Source organism: Micromonospora sp. NPDC002411 (assembly GCF_053592955.1).
The window spans coordinates 1-14,733 of sequence record NZ_JBSFBM010000164.1; the positions used below are offsets into that span (position 1 = coordinate 1).

The 14,733-nt window shown below is 71.2% G+C and carries 15 protein-coding genes; 2 read left to right on the forward strand and 13 right to left on the reverse strand.

What is annotated here, in order from left to right; translation table 11 throughout:
- Positions 1-54: 54 nt before the first annotated feature.
- Both ACWCO3_RS19820 and ACWCO3_RS19825 read right to left on the reverse strand, forming a co-directional pair.
- Entirely contained in the window at positions 55-2,142 is a 2,088-nt protein-coding gene (locus ACWCO3_RS19820) for a PQQ-dependent sugar dehydrogenase (protein ID WP_450011359.1), read from the reverse strand.
- Positions 2,143-2,179: 37 nt separating this feature from the next.
- Entirely contained in the window at positions 2,180-3,127 is a 948-nt protein-coding gene (locus ACWCO3_RS19825; protein ID WP_208745006.1) for a LamG-like jellyroll fold domain-containing protein, read from the reverse strand.
- 133 nt (positions 3,128-3,260) lie between these two features.
- Here ACWCO3_RS19825 and ACWCO3_RS19830 point away from each other — a divergent pair, with 133 nt between their 5' ends.
- Positions 3,261-4,295, forward strand: coding sequence for a LacI family DNA-binding transcriptional regulator (locus ACWCO3_RS19830; protein WP_145781001.1), 1,035 nt, complete (start codon positions 3,261-3,263; stop codon positions 4,293-4,295).
- Positions 4,296-4,310: 15 nt separating this feature from the next.
- Here the strand turns inward: ACWCO3_RS19830 and urtE are convergent, their stop codons facing one another.
- The 6 genes from urtE to ACWCO3_RS19860 form a co-directional block, all read right to left on the reverse strand.
- Positions 4,311-5,003: an urea ABC transporter ATP-binding subunit UrtE gene (urtE, locus tag ACWCO3_RS19835; protein WP_145780999.1), complete on the reverse strand. Its 693-nt coding sequence runs from the start codon at positions 5,001-5,003 to the stop codon at positions 4,311-4,313.
- Positions 5,003-5,779 carry an urea ABC transporter ATP-binding protein UrtD gene (gene urtD, locus ACWCO3_RS19840; protein ID WP_145780997.1) on the reverse strand — a complete coding sequence of 259 codons (777 nt, stop codon included), beginning with the start codon at positions 5,777-5,779 and terminating at the stop codon, positions 5,003-5,005. Before urtD ends, urtE begins: the two co-directional genes overlap by 1 nt.
- Positions 5,776-6,960 carry an urea ABC transporter permease subunit UrtC gene (urtC, locus tag ACWCO3_RS19845; RefSeq protein WP_354881112.1) on the reverse strand — a complete coding sequence of 395 codons (1,185 nt, stop codon included), beginning with the start codon at positions 6,958-6,960 and terminating at the stop codon, positions 5,776-5,778. Before urtC ends, urtD begins: the two co-directional genes overlap by 4 nt.
- A complete protein-coding gene (urtB, locus tag ACWCO3_RS19850) occupies positions 6,957-7,844 on the reverse strand; it encodes an urea ABC transporter permease subunit UrtB (RefSeq protein ID WP_145780993.1) in 888 nt (295 codons plus the stop codon). The genes urtC and urtB overlap by 4 nt, the downstream gene beginning before the upstream one ends.
- A 74-nt stretch (positions 7,845-7,918) precedes the next feature.
- Positions 7,919-9,163, reverse strand: a complete 1,245-nt coding sequence (gene urtA / locus ACWCO3_RS19855) for an urea ABC transporter substrate-binding protein (RefSeq protein WP_450011363.1) — start codon at positions 9,161-9,163, stop codon at positions 7,919-7,921.
- A 406-nt stretch (positions 9,164-9,569) separates the two neighbouring features.
- Positions 9,570-10,652, reverse strand: a complete 1,083-nt coding sequence (locus ACWCO3_RS19860) for a substrate-binding domain-containing protein (RefSeq protein ID WP_145780989.1) — start codon at positions 10,650-10,652, stop codon at positions 9,570-9,572.
- 96 nt (positions 10,653-10,748) lie between these two features.
- Here ACWCO3_RS19860 and ACWCO3_RS19865 point away from each other — a divergent pair, with 96 nt between their 5' ends.
- A complete protein-coding gene (locus tag ACWCO3_RS19865) occupies positions 10,749-11,213 on the forward strand; it encodes a MarR family winged helix-turn-helix transcriptional regulator (RefSeq protein WP_450011365.1) in 465 nt (154 codons plus the stop codon).
- 21 nt (positions 11,214-11,234) lie between these two features.
- On the opposite strand, the gene ACWCO3_RS19870 is transcribed toward ACWCO3_RS19865, so the two are convergent.
- The 5 genes from ACWCO3_RS19870 to ACWCO3_RS19890 form a co-directional block, all read right to left on the reverse strand.
- Entirely contained in the window at positions 11,235-11,609 is a 375-nt protein-coding gene (locus tag ACWCO3_RS19870) for a cupin domain-containing protein (protein WP_145780984.1), read from the reverse strand.
- A 119-nt stretch (positions 11,610-11,728) separates the two neighbouring features.
- Positions 11,729-12,445 carry an urease accessory protein UreD gene (locus ACWCO3_RS19875; RefSeq protein ID WP_450011368.1) on the reverse strand — a complete coding sequence of 239 codons (717 nt, stop codon included), beginning with the start codon at positions 12,443-12,445 and terminating at the stop codon, positions 11,729-11,731.
- Entirely contained in the window at positions 12,445-13,218 is a 774-nt protein-coding gene (gene ureG / locus ACWCO3_RS19880; protein ID WP_450011370.1) for an urease accessory protein UreG, read from the reverse strand. Before ureG ends, ACWCO3_RS19875 begins: the two co-directional genes overlap by 1 nt.
- On the reverse strand, positions 13,208-13,912 hold the full coding sequence (locus ACWCO3_RS19885) for an urease accessory protein UreF (RefSeq protein ID WP_450011372.1): 705 nt from the start codon (positions 13,910-13,912) through the stop codon (positions 13,208-13,210). Before ACWCO3_RS19885 ends, ureG begins: the two co-directional genes overlap by 11 nt.
- The coding region (locus ACWCO3_RS19890; protein ID WP_450011374.1) for an urease subunit alpha at positions 13,912-14,733 on the reverse strand (822 nt) is incomplete at its 5' end. The genes ACWCO3_RS19890 and ACWCO3_RS19885, both read right to left, overlap by 1 nt.

Consider the following 14,733-nt stretch of genomic DNA (forward strand, 5'->3'; position numbering starts at 1 on the left):
GAGGTATACCGCTCGACAGCACATCGACCTGGGCAGGCCCAACCGCGACTCGGTTCAGGCTGGTGTGCCGGTGACGGTGAGGTTGCGCAGCCGACCCACGTTGTCGAACGAGCCGAAGCCCACCCGCCCGGAGCCGAAGGTGGTGTCCTTCGCGGTCAGCAGCGGGTCCTTGTGCCCGTCGACGTAGACGGCGATCTCGCCGGTGGACGGCAGGTGCACCACCCGTACGCGGTGCCAGTCGGCATCGGTGATCGCCGGGTTAGCGCCCCGCGATCGACCGTTCCACTGGTGGTCGATGCGCTCCCGGTCGGCGTTGTTGACCTTGAAGATGCCGTTGTGCGGGTAGATGGTGTTGTCGGTGGAGAGGTGGGCGTAGTAGAACTCGGTGTCCGAGCGCCAGCCGAAGACGACGATCACGTCGCGGTTGGTGACCTCCACCGGTGTGTCGAGGCGTACCCGAGCGTCGACCTGCACCGACGACCACGCCGGGCCGGCGGTCAGCACGGCGTACTCGAACGGCCGGCGCGGGCCCGGCCGGCTCTCTCCGGCCTCGGCCAGGATGACCTGGTCGCCTGTGAACTGCCACTTCGACGGGGTCACCGGCGCCCAGTTCGCGGCTCCGGCGGTGCGGCGCACCGTGGTGTCGCCGACGTCGCCGCTGGCGAACTCCCGAGTGCCGGTCACCTTCCAGATCTTCCCGTTGGCCTTGGCGACCAGGTAGAGCTCACCGGCGGCGTCGGTGCCGAAGCGCAGGTCCACCCGGTTGGGGTCGCCGGGCGCGCCCGGCCCGGAGAGGTCCCGCATCCGGACCGCGTTGCCCGCGGCGTCGAAGAGCGCGAGTTGGTGGATCGGGGCCAGGCCACGGCCCCGCCGCATCTCGTTCGCCTCGGTGTAGAGCACCCGACCGTCGACCAGGTCACCGAAGACGTACTTGCCGCGCAGCGCGGGCAGCGTCCGTCCCCGGTAGACGAAGCCGCCGGCCACCGCGACGCCGACGTCGTCGGTGCAGTTCCAGCCCGCGGCGGGGTCGTGGTCGTACGCGGCGACGGGGTACGTGTAGCCGTACCTGTCATCGTCGGCGGGCAATGGCAGCAGTCGGTCACAGGGGCTCGTGGCCGACTTGTCGAAGACGAAGGAGCCCTCGCGCTCGCTCCAGCCGAAGTTGTCGCCGGCGCGGACCTCGTAGATCGCTTCGACGGCGTGCTCACCGATGTGCCCGAGGTACATGCGGCCGGTGGCCCGATCCCAGCTGAACCGGTGCGGGTCGCGGAAGCCCAGGGCGTAGATCTCGCCGAGCGCCCCGGCGGTGCCGACGAACGGATTCCCGGGTGGGATGCCGTAGCGCCCGTTGGCCGAGTTGGTGCCCCGGGGGTCGATCCGCAGCAGTTTGCCGTGCGGGAGGGCCAGGTTCTGCGGGTCGGTGTTGCGGGCGCCCTGGCCGCCGTCGCCGACCGCGAGGTAGAGCAGGCCGTAGTCGCGGTCGTGACGCTTGGCCGTGGGGTTGAAGTTGATCTCCTGGATGCCGTGCACCTGGCCGCCGAAGCCGATGCGCAGCACCTCACGGTGGGTGCCGGCGAAGGTCGGAGCGGCCGGATCGGTAGCCGTCCATTCGGTGATGACGCCGTGGAAGAGCGTGTTGGGCTGGGCGAAGTCCGGTGTGGTGGTCGTCGTCGAGGCCAACTCGGTGTGGATGGTGTAGAACCGGCCGTTGACGCCGAACTCCGGGTGGAACGCGACGTACCCGAAGCCCTGGCCCAGACCCCGGCCGGAGAAGAACTGCGGCGCGAACGTCGCGGCCACGTCCAGGTAGACGTGCGGCACGCCGTTCTCGACCAGGTAGAGGTTGCCGTTGAGGTCGGGCACCGCCCGCCGGCCCGAGCCGTCGGGCAGCTCCATGACGGTGTTGATCCGGGCGGTCCGCATGAGCCGCGGATCGGTCGGGGCCGGAGTGGGGTACGACTGCGGGAGGCTGGCGTACTCGCTGAGGACCAGCCCGATCCGGGACTGGATCGGCATCTCGGGGATCGGGTCGTCGACGGCGTCGGCGGCCCGGGCGGGTGGCGCGAGCAGTGTGGACAGGACCAGTGCGAGGGCGGTGAGGCCGGCGGTCAGCCCGGATCGACGGCGGTGGGGGTTGAGCACGCGTGTCTCCTTCTCGGTGGGACGGTGCCGAGGGTGGTCAGCGGGCCAGGTGGCGATACTGCCTCCGCACGTCGCTCGCGGAGACCACGTTGTCGAGGAACATCAGGCCGTCCATGCGGCAGTCACAGGGGTTACGTTCGGCGGTGTTCTGGGGGAAGCTCCCGCCGATCTTGATGCCGCGCGGGTCGGAGGCGGTGGTTACGTGTGGGCCGGGCCCGGACACCAGCCACGGGTCGTCGGTGCGGGTGTAGAAGCCGTCCACCGGTTCGCCGTTGCGGTAGAGGGCGAGGGCGCCGGTGTCGAAGTCGAAGGTGGCAGCGAGGTGCACCCACTCCCCCACCGGCAGCAGCTCGCGCCAGTCGCTGTTGGCGGCGAAGGTCTGCGAGTTGCCGCCGTCGAGTCGCCGCCCGAGCGCGACCAGGCGCAGTTGCCCGTCGACGTCGATCAGCTCCAGCAGGGCCCGGACGCCGTGGCCGTCGGAGTCGCCGGTCAGCACCCCGGCCAGCCCGATGGCGTTGTACCGGTCGTCCGGGTCGGCGGTCGTGGAGTTGGGCAGCGGGCTGTCCATGTTGAGCTTGAACCAGCCCAGCACGCTGGTGCCCGCCGTGCCGCTGAAGGCGCGCAGGGTCCGCACTCCGCTTGCCGACCAGGTGCCGGCCTTCCAGTCGTCGTTGCCGGCCACGGCCGGGTCGACCTGTCGGGTCTGTAGCGCGTTGCGGCTGCCCCGGTAGGCACGGTCGGGCACCCGCATGGCGGCCCCGCCGTTGATCAGCTCGATCTCGGTGCCGGACCGGCCCTGGTCGCGTTCCAGCGCGGGGTCGCCGAGCACCGGGTGGTCGAAGTCGTACGCGGCGACCAGGTGCGCGCGCAGCGCCGGGTGGACGTCGTGCGAGATGGTGCGCTCCGCCTGCGCCGGTGGCGCCCCGGCGCCGGTCAGTGCGCCGATCGCCAGGAGGGAGACGGCGGCTCGTCGGGCCCTGGACATCGCTGTCACCTCGTTTCGCGGCATGCCGGATGCCGGTCACGTAAGCGCTTACGTAAGCGCTTACGTACCCTAGGCTTCGATGAATGTCGCTCGCAATAGATCGGGTGGCATGAATGTTCTCGGAGGGTTGCCGATGCCCAGGGCCAGCCAGCGGCCGCGCCTCGTGGACGTCGCGGAACACGCCGCCGTCTCGCTGGCGACCGCGTCCCGGGCCCTCGCCGGCCGCGAGGGCGTCAGCGCCGAGGTGGCCGACCGGATCCGGCAGATCGCACACGACCTGGGATACGTCGCCAACCCGTACGCCCGCACGCTGGCCAGCGGGGCCAGCTCGACAGTGGGGCTGATCGTCCACCAGATCGACGATCCGTACTTCGCCGAGATCTCCGCCGGAGTCATCCAGTTCGCCGCCGAACAGGGGCTTCTGGTGCAGATCTGCCAGTCCGGCCGCGACCCCGGCTACGAGTTGCAGCAGCTACGGCACCTGATCGCCCAGCGGGTCGGCATCGTCCTGATCAGCGGGTCGGGCTACGACGACCCTCGCACGGAGGTGGCCGCCCGTGCCGAGCTGGCCGCGTTCCAGGACCATGGCGGGCGGGCCGCGGCCATCGGACGGCACGCGCTCGGCATCGACGCCGTCCTGCCGGACAACGAGGCCGGCGGTCACGCGCTCGCCCAGCACCTGATGGATCTCGGCCATCGGCGGATCGCTGTCGCCGCGGGCAGCGCCGGTCTCACCACTGTCGCCGACCGGCTGGCCGGAGTGTCGTCGGCAGTGCGGCAGCGCGGGCGGTCCCCGGACGATCTCGCCGTGGTGCACAGCGACTTCACCCGCGGTGGTGGTCGGGCGGCAGCCGAGCAGATCCTCAGCGAGCACCCGGAGACCACAGCGATCGTCGCGCTCAACGACGCGATGGCCATGGGCGTGTTGTCGACGCTGCGGTCGCGCCGGGTGCCGGTGCCCGCGCGGATGTCCGTCGTCGGCTTCGACGACGTGTCCGTGGCGGCCGACCTCGCGCCCAGCCTCACCACCATCCGCCTGCCGATGACCGAGATGGGCCGTACCGCACTCGGTCTGGCCCTCAAGCCCCGCTCGACACGCCCCCGCCGACGCCCCACCGGGCACCTGCTTGTCGTCCGCGACTCGACCGGCCCGGCCCCGAGGATCTGACCGGTCGACGCCAACTCACACCGCCAGGGCCGCCCGGACCTCCCGTTCCGCCGTGACACCCCCGTCGCCGTGCGAGGTGACCCGGCCGGACTCCAGCACCTGGTAGCGGTCCGCCACACGCAGCGCGAAACCCAGGTGCTGTTCCACGAGCAGCACGCTGAACCCGGACTGCCGGGTCAGCTCGACGATCCGTTCCTGGATCTCCGCGACCACCGACGGCTGGATGCCCTCGGTCGGCTCGTCGAGCATCAGCAGTCTCGGCCGGGTGATCAGAGCGCGGGCGATGGCCAGTTGCTGGCGCTGGCCTCCGGAGAGCAGCCCGGCCCGACGCCGCAGCAGCGGACGCAACGCCGGGAACAGGTCCAGCACCTCGGCGGTGGCCACCGTGCCGTCGCGCCGGCCGTCGGCGACCAGACGCAGATTCTCCGCGGCGGTCAGGTGTGGGAAGCACTGCTGACCCTGCGGGACGTACGCCATTCCCCGCGCCACCCGCTCGTGCGGCCCGAGGCGGGTGACGTCCTCACCGTCCAGCTCGACGGTGCCGGCGCTCGGGCGTAGCAGCCCGGCGGCGACCCGCAGCAGTGTGCTCTTGCCGGCACCGTTGTGCCCGAGCACCGCGGCGACCCCGTCCGGCGGGACGGCCAGGTCGACGCCGTGCAGCACCCGAGAGCGCCCGTACCCGGCGTGCACCGCACGCAACGTCAGCATCATGCCTCCAGGCCGGTACGGGCCGACCCGGCGTCGACCGGGTGGCCAAGGTAGACCTCCTGCACGCGCGGGTCCGCCTGGACCTGCGCCACAGTGCCCTCGCTGAGCACCCGCCCGGCGTGCAGCACCGTGACGCTGCGCGCGAACCGGCGCAGGAAGTCCATGTCGTGCTCGATCACGACCACCGTGCGGTCCCGGCTCACCGTCTCCAGCAGCGACCCGGTGGCGTCACGTTCCTCGTGGCTCATGCCGGCGACCGGCTCGTCGAGCAGCAGCAGCCGCGCGTCCTGCACCAGCAGCATCCCGATCTCCAGCCACTGCTTCTGACCGTGCGCGAGCGTTCCGGCGAGGTGGTCGGCCCGGTCGACCAGCCCGATGGTCTCCAGCGCGGCCGCCACGTCGTCGGGGACACCCCGCCGACGGCGGGCCAGTGTCGCCCACCCGCGCCGGGCGCCCGCCGCGATGTCGAGGTTCTGCAACACCGACAGCTCCTCGAAGACCGCCGACGTCTGGAACGTCCGCCCGATGCCCAGGCGACTGATCCGGTGCACCGGGCGGCCCAACAGCTCGTCGTCACCGAAACGGACCGAGCCGGTGGCCCGGACCAGGCCTGTGATCGCGTCCACGAGGGTGGTCTTGCCGGCCCCGTTCGGCCCGATCAGGAACCGGATGTCACCGGCGGGCACCTCCAGGGACACGCCGTCCACGGCGGTGAAACCGTCGAAGCTGACCCGCACGTCACGGACGGACAACCCGTCCAACCGGTCGCCGCTCATGCCGTTGTCACCTCCCGCTCGGCGCGTCGTCGGCCCGGTGGGGACCACCAACGCCGCGCTGGTGTGGCGCTGCCGTCACGGCGGCGGGCCAGCGCCCACAGCGACGCCAGGCCGCCGGGGAGGAACGCCACCACGACCACGAAGAGCAAACCCTGGAGGTACGTCCAGGTGCCCGGGAACCGTTCCGAGAGGGCGGTACGCGCCCAGGCCACCGCCACCGCGCCGAGCACCGGGCCGAGCAGGGTGGCCCGGCCGCCCACCGCGACGCCGATGACGAACTCGATCGACGGGACGATGCCGATCAGCGCGGGCGAGATGATGCCCACGGCCGGCACGAACAGCGCTCCGGCCAGCCCGGCCATCCCGGCCGCGACCACGTACGCCACGAGTTTGACCGACGCCGGGTCGTAGCCGAGGAAGCGGACCCGTTCCTCACCGTCGCGGACCGCCACCAGCAGCTCGCCGTAACGACTGTGGATGAGCTGACGGGCCAGCGCGAGCAACGCCAACAGGGTTCCGGCGATGACGAAGTAGACCATCCGCTGGTTGACCGGGTCGTCCAGGTCGTACCCGAAGAAGCCCTTGATGTCGGTGAGGCCGTTAGTGCCACCGGTGGTGCCCTGCTGGCCGATCAACAGGATCACCATCGCGGCGGCGAGCGCCTGGCTGAGGATGGCGAAGTACGCGCCCCGGACGCGGCGGCGGAAGACCAGCGAGCCCAGCCCGAAGGCGACCGCCATCGGCAGCAGCACTGTCGCGGGCAGCGCGAACCACGGGCTGGCGAACGGTCGCCACCACAGCGGCAGTTCGTCGAGTTGCCCGTACAGCTGCATGAAGTCGGGCATCCCGCCCGGGCCCGCGTCAGCGAGCTTGAGGTGCATGGCCATCGCGTAGCCGCCGAGGCCGAAGAAGACCCCCTGACCGAGGGTGAGCATGCCGCCCCGGCCCCAGGCGATCCCGATGCCGACCGCGACCATGGCGACGCAGAGGTACTTGGCGAGCAGGGACAGCCGGAAGTCCGACAGCACCAGGGGCGCGACGGCGAACAGCAGCGCCGCGCCGAACGCGAAGCCGGCGGCGGCGCGCAGCCGCGAGCGCTTCCGCGGCGGATTCGGTGGTGCGGCGCCGGCGGGCGCGGGGCGGACGACGGTGCTGGGCGGCGCGGGGGTGACGGCGGTCATGCGAGGCTCCTGGTCCGCAGGGTGAACAGGCCCTGTGGCCGCCACTGGAGGAACGCGACGATCGCCACGAACACGATCACCTTGGCGACGCTGAGGGTGGTGAGGTACTCCCCGGTGGCCTGGAGGACGCCGAGGGCGAAGGCGACGATCACGCTGCCCTTGAGCTGGCCGATCCCGCCGACCACGACGACCAGGAAGGCATCGATGATCAGGTTGGTGCCCATCGTCGGGCCGATCGGGCCGAGCAGGGTCAGCGCCACACCGGCGAGCCCGGCCAGCCCGGACCCGACGAAGAAGGTCGTCCGGTCGACCCGCGAGGTGGCGATGCCGGACACCGCGGCGAGGTCCCGGTTCTGCACCACCGCACGAATGCGACGCCCGAGTGGGGTGAGCCGCAGCGCCAGGGTGAGGGCCGCGACGGCGGCCAGCGCGAGGGCCAGGATGAACAGCCGGTTGTTGGCGATGGTCAGCCCACCGGGGAGCGCCACGTTGCCGGTCAGCAACTCCGGCGCGCGGGTCTGCACGTTCGGGCTGCCGAAGATGTCCCGGGCCAGCTGTTGCAGCATCAGGGACACACCCCAGGTGACCAGCAGGGTGTCCAGCGGTCGGGCGTACAGCCGGCGGATGAGCAGCAACTCCAGGAGCGCGCCCATGGTGCCGGCGACCACGAATGCCACCGGCAGGGCGACCACCAGCGACCAGCCGGCTCCGGTGATGCTCTGCTGGAGGACGTAGGTGGTGTACGCGCCGGCCATGATGAACTCACCGTGGGCCATGTTGATCACGTTCATCTGGCCGAAGGTCAGTGCGAGGCCGAGCGCGATGAGCAGCAGCACCGCGCCGATGCTGATACCGGTGAAGAGTTGACCGAAGAGGACTGTCACTGTGGGTCTCCGAACTGCTGGTCGGGTGGCCCGGGTGGGGCGCGCGGCAACACGCCCCGCCCGGGCCGGCGTCGTCAGCTCAGGCCGCTCGCCCACGGATAGGTCTTGAGGTACGGGTCCGGTACGACAGGCTTGCCGGAGTTCCACACCTCGGTGATCAGACCGTCCGCGCCGATCTTGCCGATCCGGGCGGTCTTGGCGATGTGCTGGGTCTTGCCGTCCACAGTGACCAGGCCCTCCGGCGCGTCGAAGGTGATCCCGTCGGACGCGCCCCGGACCTTCTCCACGTCGAAGGCGCCGGCCTTCTCGACCATCGCCTTCCACAGGTACACGGCGACGTACGCGGCCTCCATCGGGTCGCTGGTCGGCTTGTCCGCGCCGTACTTCGCCTTGTACGCGGCCACGAACTTCGAGTTCGCCGCCCCGGGGGTGGTCTGGTAGTAGTTCCAGGCGGTCAGCTGCCCCTCCAGGTACTGGGTGCCGATGCCCTTGACCTCCTCCTCGGCGATCGACACCGACACCACGGGCATGGCGGCGGCGGTCAGGCCTGCGGACTTGTACTCCTTGAAGAACGCCACGTTGCTGTCGCCGTTGAGCGTGTTGAAAACGGCGGCGGCCCCGGACGACTTGACCTTGTTGACGATGGTGCCGAACTCGGTGGATCCGAGCGGCGCGTAGTCCTCACCGAGAACTGTCATCCCGTTCGCGGTCGCGTACGCCTTGATGATTTTGTTGGCGGTGCGGGGAAAGACGTAGTCGCTGCCAACCAGATAGACCGACTTGACACCCTGCGCCTTGAGGTAGTCGAGGCCGGGAACGATCTGCTGGTTGGTCGTCGCGCCGGTGTAGAAGATGTAGGGAGACTGTTCGAGCCCCTCGTACTGCACGGGGTAGAACAGCAGCGCCTTGTTCTTCTCGAACACCGGCTTGACGGCCTTGCGGCTGGCCGACGTCCAGCAGCCGAAGACGGCGGCGACCCGGTCCTCGGAGATGAGCTTCTCGGCCTTCTCGGCGAAGGTGGGCCAGTCGGAGGCACCGTCCTCACCGACCGGCTGGATCTTCTTGCCGAGGACGCCGCCGGCGGCGTTGATCTCCTCGACGGCGAGCATGATGGAATCGCGGACGGTGACCTCGCTGATCGCCATGGTGCCGGAGAGCGAGTTGAGCAGGCCCACCTTGACGGTGTCGCCGGAGACGTCAGCGGTGACGCCGGACGCGTTGGCCGCGTCGGTGGTCTTGCTGCCGCACGCGGTCAACGCGGCCGCGGCGACAAGGGTCATGGCACCCGCCAGGATGCGGCGGCCGGGGAACAGTGACATCTACTCTCCCTGCGGTGCACTGAAGTGGCGAAAGGACGGTCGGTGCGGTCCGGTGGAGCTGACGTGGGCGACGCTGGGCCGACGGGTGGACGTCGGCCCGGGGCATCGACTCGGATATGGGCACCGAAAGCGTCGACCGGCATCATTGCGCGAGTGTTTCCCGGTCCTTAATTGACTGTTTCCGCGCGGCCGGCCGGGCGCACACGAAAATACGGCCGGCACCGTCGGAGAAACGGTTACGGCCGCTCAGAGAGGTTGAGAAAATGCGTCAGCACAATGGCCGGGAGACGATTTCACCGACCGGGGCGCGCATTGGCGGAATCCGACCCCGAGGGCAGATCCTTCACACAGGAAGCATCTTAGGTCCGGGTCGGGTGCGGCTGTCAAGGGTCCGGCCGGGCCGGACTCAGAGCTGGGCTAGCACTGTGAAGTCGAGCCCGTCGGCCTCGGCCAGATAGATGCGCTGACGGACGTGCCGACCGCGCAGCCGCAACCGCCCGCGCGGCCCGTGGTACGCCACAGTGTCCGCTGCCGTCTCGATGGCCCGTACGTCGAGGGTGCGGGCCTGGCCGATCAGCGCGGCGAGCAGCATCACGCCCTCGTAGCAGGACTCCCCCAGGCTGCCCAACGGCGGCGCCTCCACCCCGAAGCGGCGGGCGAAGTCGCCGTGGAAGTCCAGGTTCTCCTGGGTCACCAGACCGGCGAAGAAACCCGCTGTGCTGTACAACCGCCGCGTCGCGCCGGCACCGCTGGCCAGCAACATGTTCTCGTCCATCAGTGTGCTCAGGCGCAGGCAGCGCTGGTCCAGCCCGGAGCGGGCGAACGCCCGGTTGAACCGGACCGCGTCCGCCCCGACCAGGAGCATCAGCACCGCGTCCGCGTCGCTGTGCTCGATGCGCCGCAACACCTCGCCGAAGTCGTGCGCGTCCAACGGCAGGAAGTGCTGGCCCACCACCTGCCCGCCGCCGCGCACCGCGTACCGCTGGGCCGCCCGTGCCGTCCGGCGGGGCCAGACGTAGTCGTTGCCGACCACGAACCAACGACGCACCCGCTGCTCTCCTGCGAGCAGCCGCATCGCGGGCCACAGTTGGGCGTCCGGCGTCTCGCTGGTCAGGAAGACCCCTTCGGTACGCTCACCGCCCTCGTAGAGTGCGGTGTAGACGTACGGCACCCGGTGCGCGACACGGGGCGCCAGCGCCTGGCGCACCGACGAGATGTGCCACCCCGTCACCCCCTGCACGGCCCCCACCGACACCAACGCCTCGACCTCGGCGGCCACCTCGGCCGGAGGCGCACCGCCGTCGACCGGCACCAGCCGCAGCTCACGACCCAGCACGCCGCCACAGCTGTTGATCTCCTCCACCGCGAGCTGCGCGCACAGTTCACAGGTGGGGCCGAACATCCCGCCCGGCCCGCGCATGGGATAGACCAGCGCGATGCTGACCACGGCACTGTCGACGGTCAGCCACGGCGGTGCCGGAGCGGACATGAGCACATGATTGCCCGACCCACGACGGAAGGCCAGAGCTCACCACGGACCGGGACGACTCGGTACCATGGCGGGGCCACCGGACCAGGGAGTTGCATGTCAGACGTGCCCGGGGCGCCAGCCGACCTGCTGCGCTCGCTCACCCGCGCCGAACGGCTGCTCTCCCGCCGGCTGGGCGCCGTGCTGGCCGACGACGCGCTGACCATCGAGGCGTGGCGGGTGCTCTGTCTCCTCGCCGACGGCCAGGGTCACCCAATGAGCGAGGTGTCCGCCGAGGCGTCGCTGCCTCCTGGCACCCTCACCAAACTGGTCGACCACCTTGTCGACCGCAACCTCGTCTTCCGCCGGATAGACCCACTGGACCGTCGACGGATCCGCGCGTACCTCACGGCCCGTGGCCGCCGCGAGCACGAACGCCTCGACCAGCGGGTTCGGGCCAGCCTCGCCGAGCTGGGCATCCCGACGGACAGCGGCCTGGTCGAGCGGCTCGACGACCTGGTCGACCGCCTCGACCCGACGCGCCGTGGCGACCGCGCCGGCGCGACCGGCTCACGCCGCTGACCCGCGCACCGTCTCGTCGACTCACTCGACCTTGGTGAGCAGCGGTTTGCCCTTCTCCACGACGTACGTGGCCAGTTCGACGGCGACACCCCCGCCGACGTTCTTCGCCTGGTGGTGAACCCCGTACGGCACGGTGAGGGCGTCACCCACGTTGCACACCACGGGTGGTTGACCCTCGAGCGTGTACTCCAGCGATCCCTGGAGCACGCAGATGATCTCCTCGCCGGGGTGGAAGTGCTTGAACGGCGGCGAGTCTGGCGTGAACTCCACCCGACTCTGCACGACCTCACGCCCCGGAATGCTGAGATCGTGCCTCTGCAGGTCGACGCGCCACAGGCCCGGCGCTCCCTCCACCGCCGTCGGACTGATGCCCTCGGGTCGATCGTTCCCACTCATCACGGCCTCCTGTGCGCCGTCGCGCGCGACCCGCAGTCGCGGGGTGTTTTCGACCATATGGGGCGGCAGACCCGTCCCGGGCGAGGATGCCGAACACGAAGGCCCGGGACCGCACCTCCTCACGGGGTGAGATGGGCACGCAGGGTGTGCGCGTCCGGGGCGGTGGCGGTCCAGAGGGTCGCCGGTCCGCCGGCCAGCGGCAGTCGGGCGACGGTCCCGTCCACCGCCGCCGGCTCGACGGGTCGCGATTCGTCGACCACCAGCAACGAACCGGTGGCCGGCGCCCCACCGAGCACCGCGGGGCCGGCCCAGCCGGGCGCGTGCGGTCCCACCGCCAGGGACTGACGCAGCAGCGGCCGATCCGCGTAGTCGACCTGCGTGTGCACGACCGCGCCGCCGGGCGACTCGCCGTACCGACCGCAGAGCAGCTCGTCGCGCCACCGCAGGCTCGACCCGGCGGCCAGTTCGACCCGGGATTCGGCGAGGTGCGCGCAGCCGGCCGCAGCGACCAACTGCTCGGGAAGCCAGTGCAGGGTGGCACCGGCGTGCACCACCGCCCGCACCGTCATCCGGGACACCGCACCCGGCCGGCCCGGCAGGGCGATCGCCGCGGCGACGGTGTGCACCCGCACCGCCGCGCCCGCTCCCACCTCGATCTCCAGCCGCAGATCGTCGCCGGCGAGCGGGCCGGCCGCCCCGCCGACGAGGTGCACCGTGGCGACACCACCGTCGGCGGGGGTCTGGCGCAGCAGGAGCGGCGTCTCGCCGCGCAGCTCGACCAGTGTCGTCCCGCCCCGGCCGTCGGCCCTGGCGACCAGCCGGGCGAGCGCACGCATCAGAGCGGCTCCACCGGCACGGCGAGCGGGTGCAGGGCGGCGTGGTGGGCCAACTCGTGCCGGATCCAGTCGGCGACGCGACTCGCCGTCGGGTCTCCCACGATGGACAGGAAGACGGTCGGCAGGTCGCCGCGCCGCGCCCGCGCGTCCCGGTCCATCACAGCGAGGTCGGCGCCCACCAGCGGCGCCAGATCGGTCTTGTTGATGACGAGGAGGTCGGCGGCGGTGACACCCGGGCCACCCTTGCGGGGCACCTTGTCCCCTCCGGCCACGTCCACCACGAAGATCTGCCGGTCGACGAGCCCTCGGCTGAAGGTCGCGGTCAGGTTGTCTCCACCGCTCTCCACCAGGACCAGGTCCAACGGGCCGACCGCCTCGGCCAGCTCGTCGACGGCGTCCAGGTTCGCGCCGATGTCGTCACGGATCGCCGTGTGCGGGCAGCAGCCGGTCTCCACCGCACGGATGCGCGCCGGATCCAGCACTCCGGCCCGTCGGAGGAAGTCGGCGTCCTCGGTGGTGTAGATGTCGTTGGTCACCACCCCGAGCCGCAGCTCGTCGGCGAAGGCACGGCAGAGCGCGGCCACCAGGGCCGTCTTGCCGGACCCGACCGGTCCGCCGATGCCGACCCGCAGGGCGCGGCCCGGACGCGGCAGCGGCGGGTGCGGATCCACCCCCGGCTCGGGATGGGTGTGTGGAACGGTCTCGTCGTGCGGCGCGGCGGTCGACAGCAGTGTGGTCGACTCGGCGGTGGGCACAGCGGTGTCAGGACGCAAAGAGACGCACCTCCCAGGTGGCATGGATTTCGGCATGGATGTCGGCGAGTGGAGCGGCGGCGGCCGGCAGCCGCTCCGGTGGACCGTCGGCGGCCCGCGCCGCTTCGGCGGCCGTGCCGTCGCAGGCGTCGGCGAGGCCGACCAGCAGGGCCTGGACGCGGTACGGGTCGAGGCCGAGCAGACGTACGCCGGCGCTGGCCGCCCCGGTCACCGTCCCGTAGGCGGCGACAGTGGCGGTGTCGAGGCGGGACAGCCCGGCCGCGGCGCAGAGCAGCCCGAGCACCAACGGTTGGTGCACTCCGCACGGTGTCGCGGGCAGGTCCCCGAACGGAGCGTCCGGCCAGATGGTCCGGCCGGCACGCAGCAGCGCCCGGCCCTGCCGGCGGGAAACCTCCCGCAGGGTCGGGGCGGCGGTACGCGCGTCCAGCTCCGCGTCGAGCTGGGCCAACGTGCTCAATCGGGCCGCCTCGTCCGCACCGGCGCTCCCGGACACGGCGGCGCGGTGCGCGGCGGCCGCGAACGCCGCACCGACCAGACCCGCGGTGGCCAACCGTCCGGCCAGGAACTCCTCCAGCGTCGCCAAGTCGGTGACGCGGCCGGCGGCGACGGCCGCCTCCAAACCTCCGGAGTGCGCGTGCGCCCCGGCCGGGAAGCGCCCGTCGGCCACCAGCAACAGCAGGCTCGGCGTCGCCATCAGAACAGGAAGTACCGCTGGGCCATCGGCAGGCGCGTCACCGGGTCCGGCTCCACCACCACACCGTCGATCCGCACGGTGAAGGTGTCCGGGTCCACCTCGATGCGCGGCATGGCGTTGTTCTCCGGCAGGTCGGCCTTGCCCCGCGAGCGCACGTCGTTGACCGGCACGACCCGACGTCGTACGTCCAGGCGCAGCCCCGCGTCCAGTGCCGCCGGCGCCACGAACGCCAGGCTGGTGGCCGCCGCCGCGGTACCGTACGCCCCGAACATCGGCCGGGGCAGCATCGGCTGCGGCGTCGGGATCGAGGCGTTCGCGTCACCCATCTGGGCGTACGCGATCATGCCGCCCTTGATCACCAGGTGTGGTCGTACGCCGAAGAACGCCGGATCCCACAGCACCAGATCGGCGAGTTTGCCCGGCTCGACCGAGCCGATCTCCCGTTCCAGCCCGTTCGCCATGGCGGCGCAGATGGTGTACTTCGCCACGTACCTCCGGGCCCGATGGTTGTCGGCGGCGCCGTCGCCGGGCAGCGCGCCCACCCGGTCCTTCATCACGTGCGCGCTCTGCCAGGTCCGCAGGATCACCTCGCCGACCCGGCCCATCGCCTGCGCGTCCGAGCCGATGATGGAGATCGCGCCGAGGTCGTGCAGCAGGTCCTCGGCGGCCATCGTCGACGGTCGGATCCGGCTCTCCGCGAAGGCTAGGTCCTCCGGCACGGACGGGTTGAGGTGGTGGCAGACCATCAGCATGTCGAGGTGCTCGCCGCCTTCATCGCCGGCAAGGTTCCGATGATCGTCTCGGGTAGCTGGTGGTACGGC

What these genes read in the sequence shown, in the direction of transcription:
- ACWCO3_RS19885 (WP_450011372.1), bottom strand. Translation starts at nt 13,912, where the DNA reads ATGGCGACGCCGAGCCTGCTGTTGCTGGTGGCCGACGGGCGCTTCCCG.
- ACWCO3_RS19860 (WP_145780989.1), bottom strand. Translation starts at nt 10,652, where the DNA reads ATGTCCGCTCCGGCACCGCCGTGGCTGACCGTCGACAGTGCCGTGGTC.
- urtC (WP_354881112.1), bottom strand. Translation starts at nt 6,960, where the DNA reads ATGACCGCCGTCACCCCCGCGCCGCCCAGCACCGTCGTCCGCCCCGCG.
- ACWCO3_RS19825 (WP_208745006.1), bottom strand. Translation starts at nt 3,127, where the DNA reads ATGTCCAGGGCCCGACGAGCCGCCGTCTCCCTCCTGGCGATCGGCGCA.
- ACWCO3_RS19875 (WP_450011368.1), bottom strand. Translation starts at nt 12,445, where the DNA reads ATGCGTGCGCTCGCCCGGCTGGTCGCCAGGGCCGACGGCCGGGGCGGG.
- ACWCO3_RS19870 (WP_145780984.1), bottom strand. Translation starts at nt 11,609, where the DNA reads ATGAGTGGGAACGATCGACCCGAGGGCATCAGTCCGACGGCGGTGGAG.
- ACWCO3_RS19830 (WP_145781001.1), top strand. Translation starts at nt 3,261, where the DNA reads ATGCCCAGGGCCAGCCAGCGGCCGCGCCTCGTGGACGTCGCGGAACAC.
- urtE (WP_145780999.1), bottom strand. Translation starts at nt 5,003, where the DNA reads ATGCTGACGTTGCGTGCGGTGCACGCCGGGTACGGGCGCTCTCGGGTG.
- ACWCO3_RS19865 (WP_450011365.1), top strand. Translation starts at nt 10,749, where the DNA reads ATGTCAGACGTGCCCGGGGCGCCAGCCGACCTGCTGCGCTCGCTCACC.
- urtA (WP_450011363.1), bottom strand. Translation starts at nt 9,163, where the DNA reads ATGTCACTGTTCCCCGGCCGCCGCATCCTGGCGGGTGCCATGACCCTT.
- urtD (WP_145780997.1), bottom strand. Translation starts at nt 5,779, where the DNA reads ATGAGCGGCGACCGGTTGGACGGGTTGTCCGTCCGTGACGTGCGGGTC.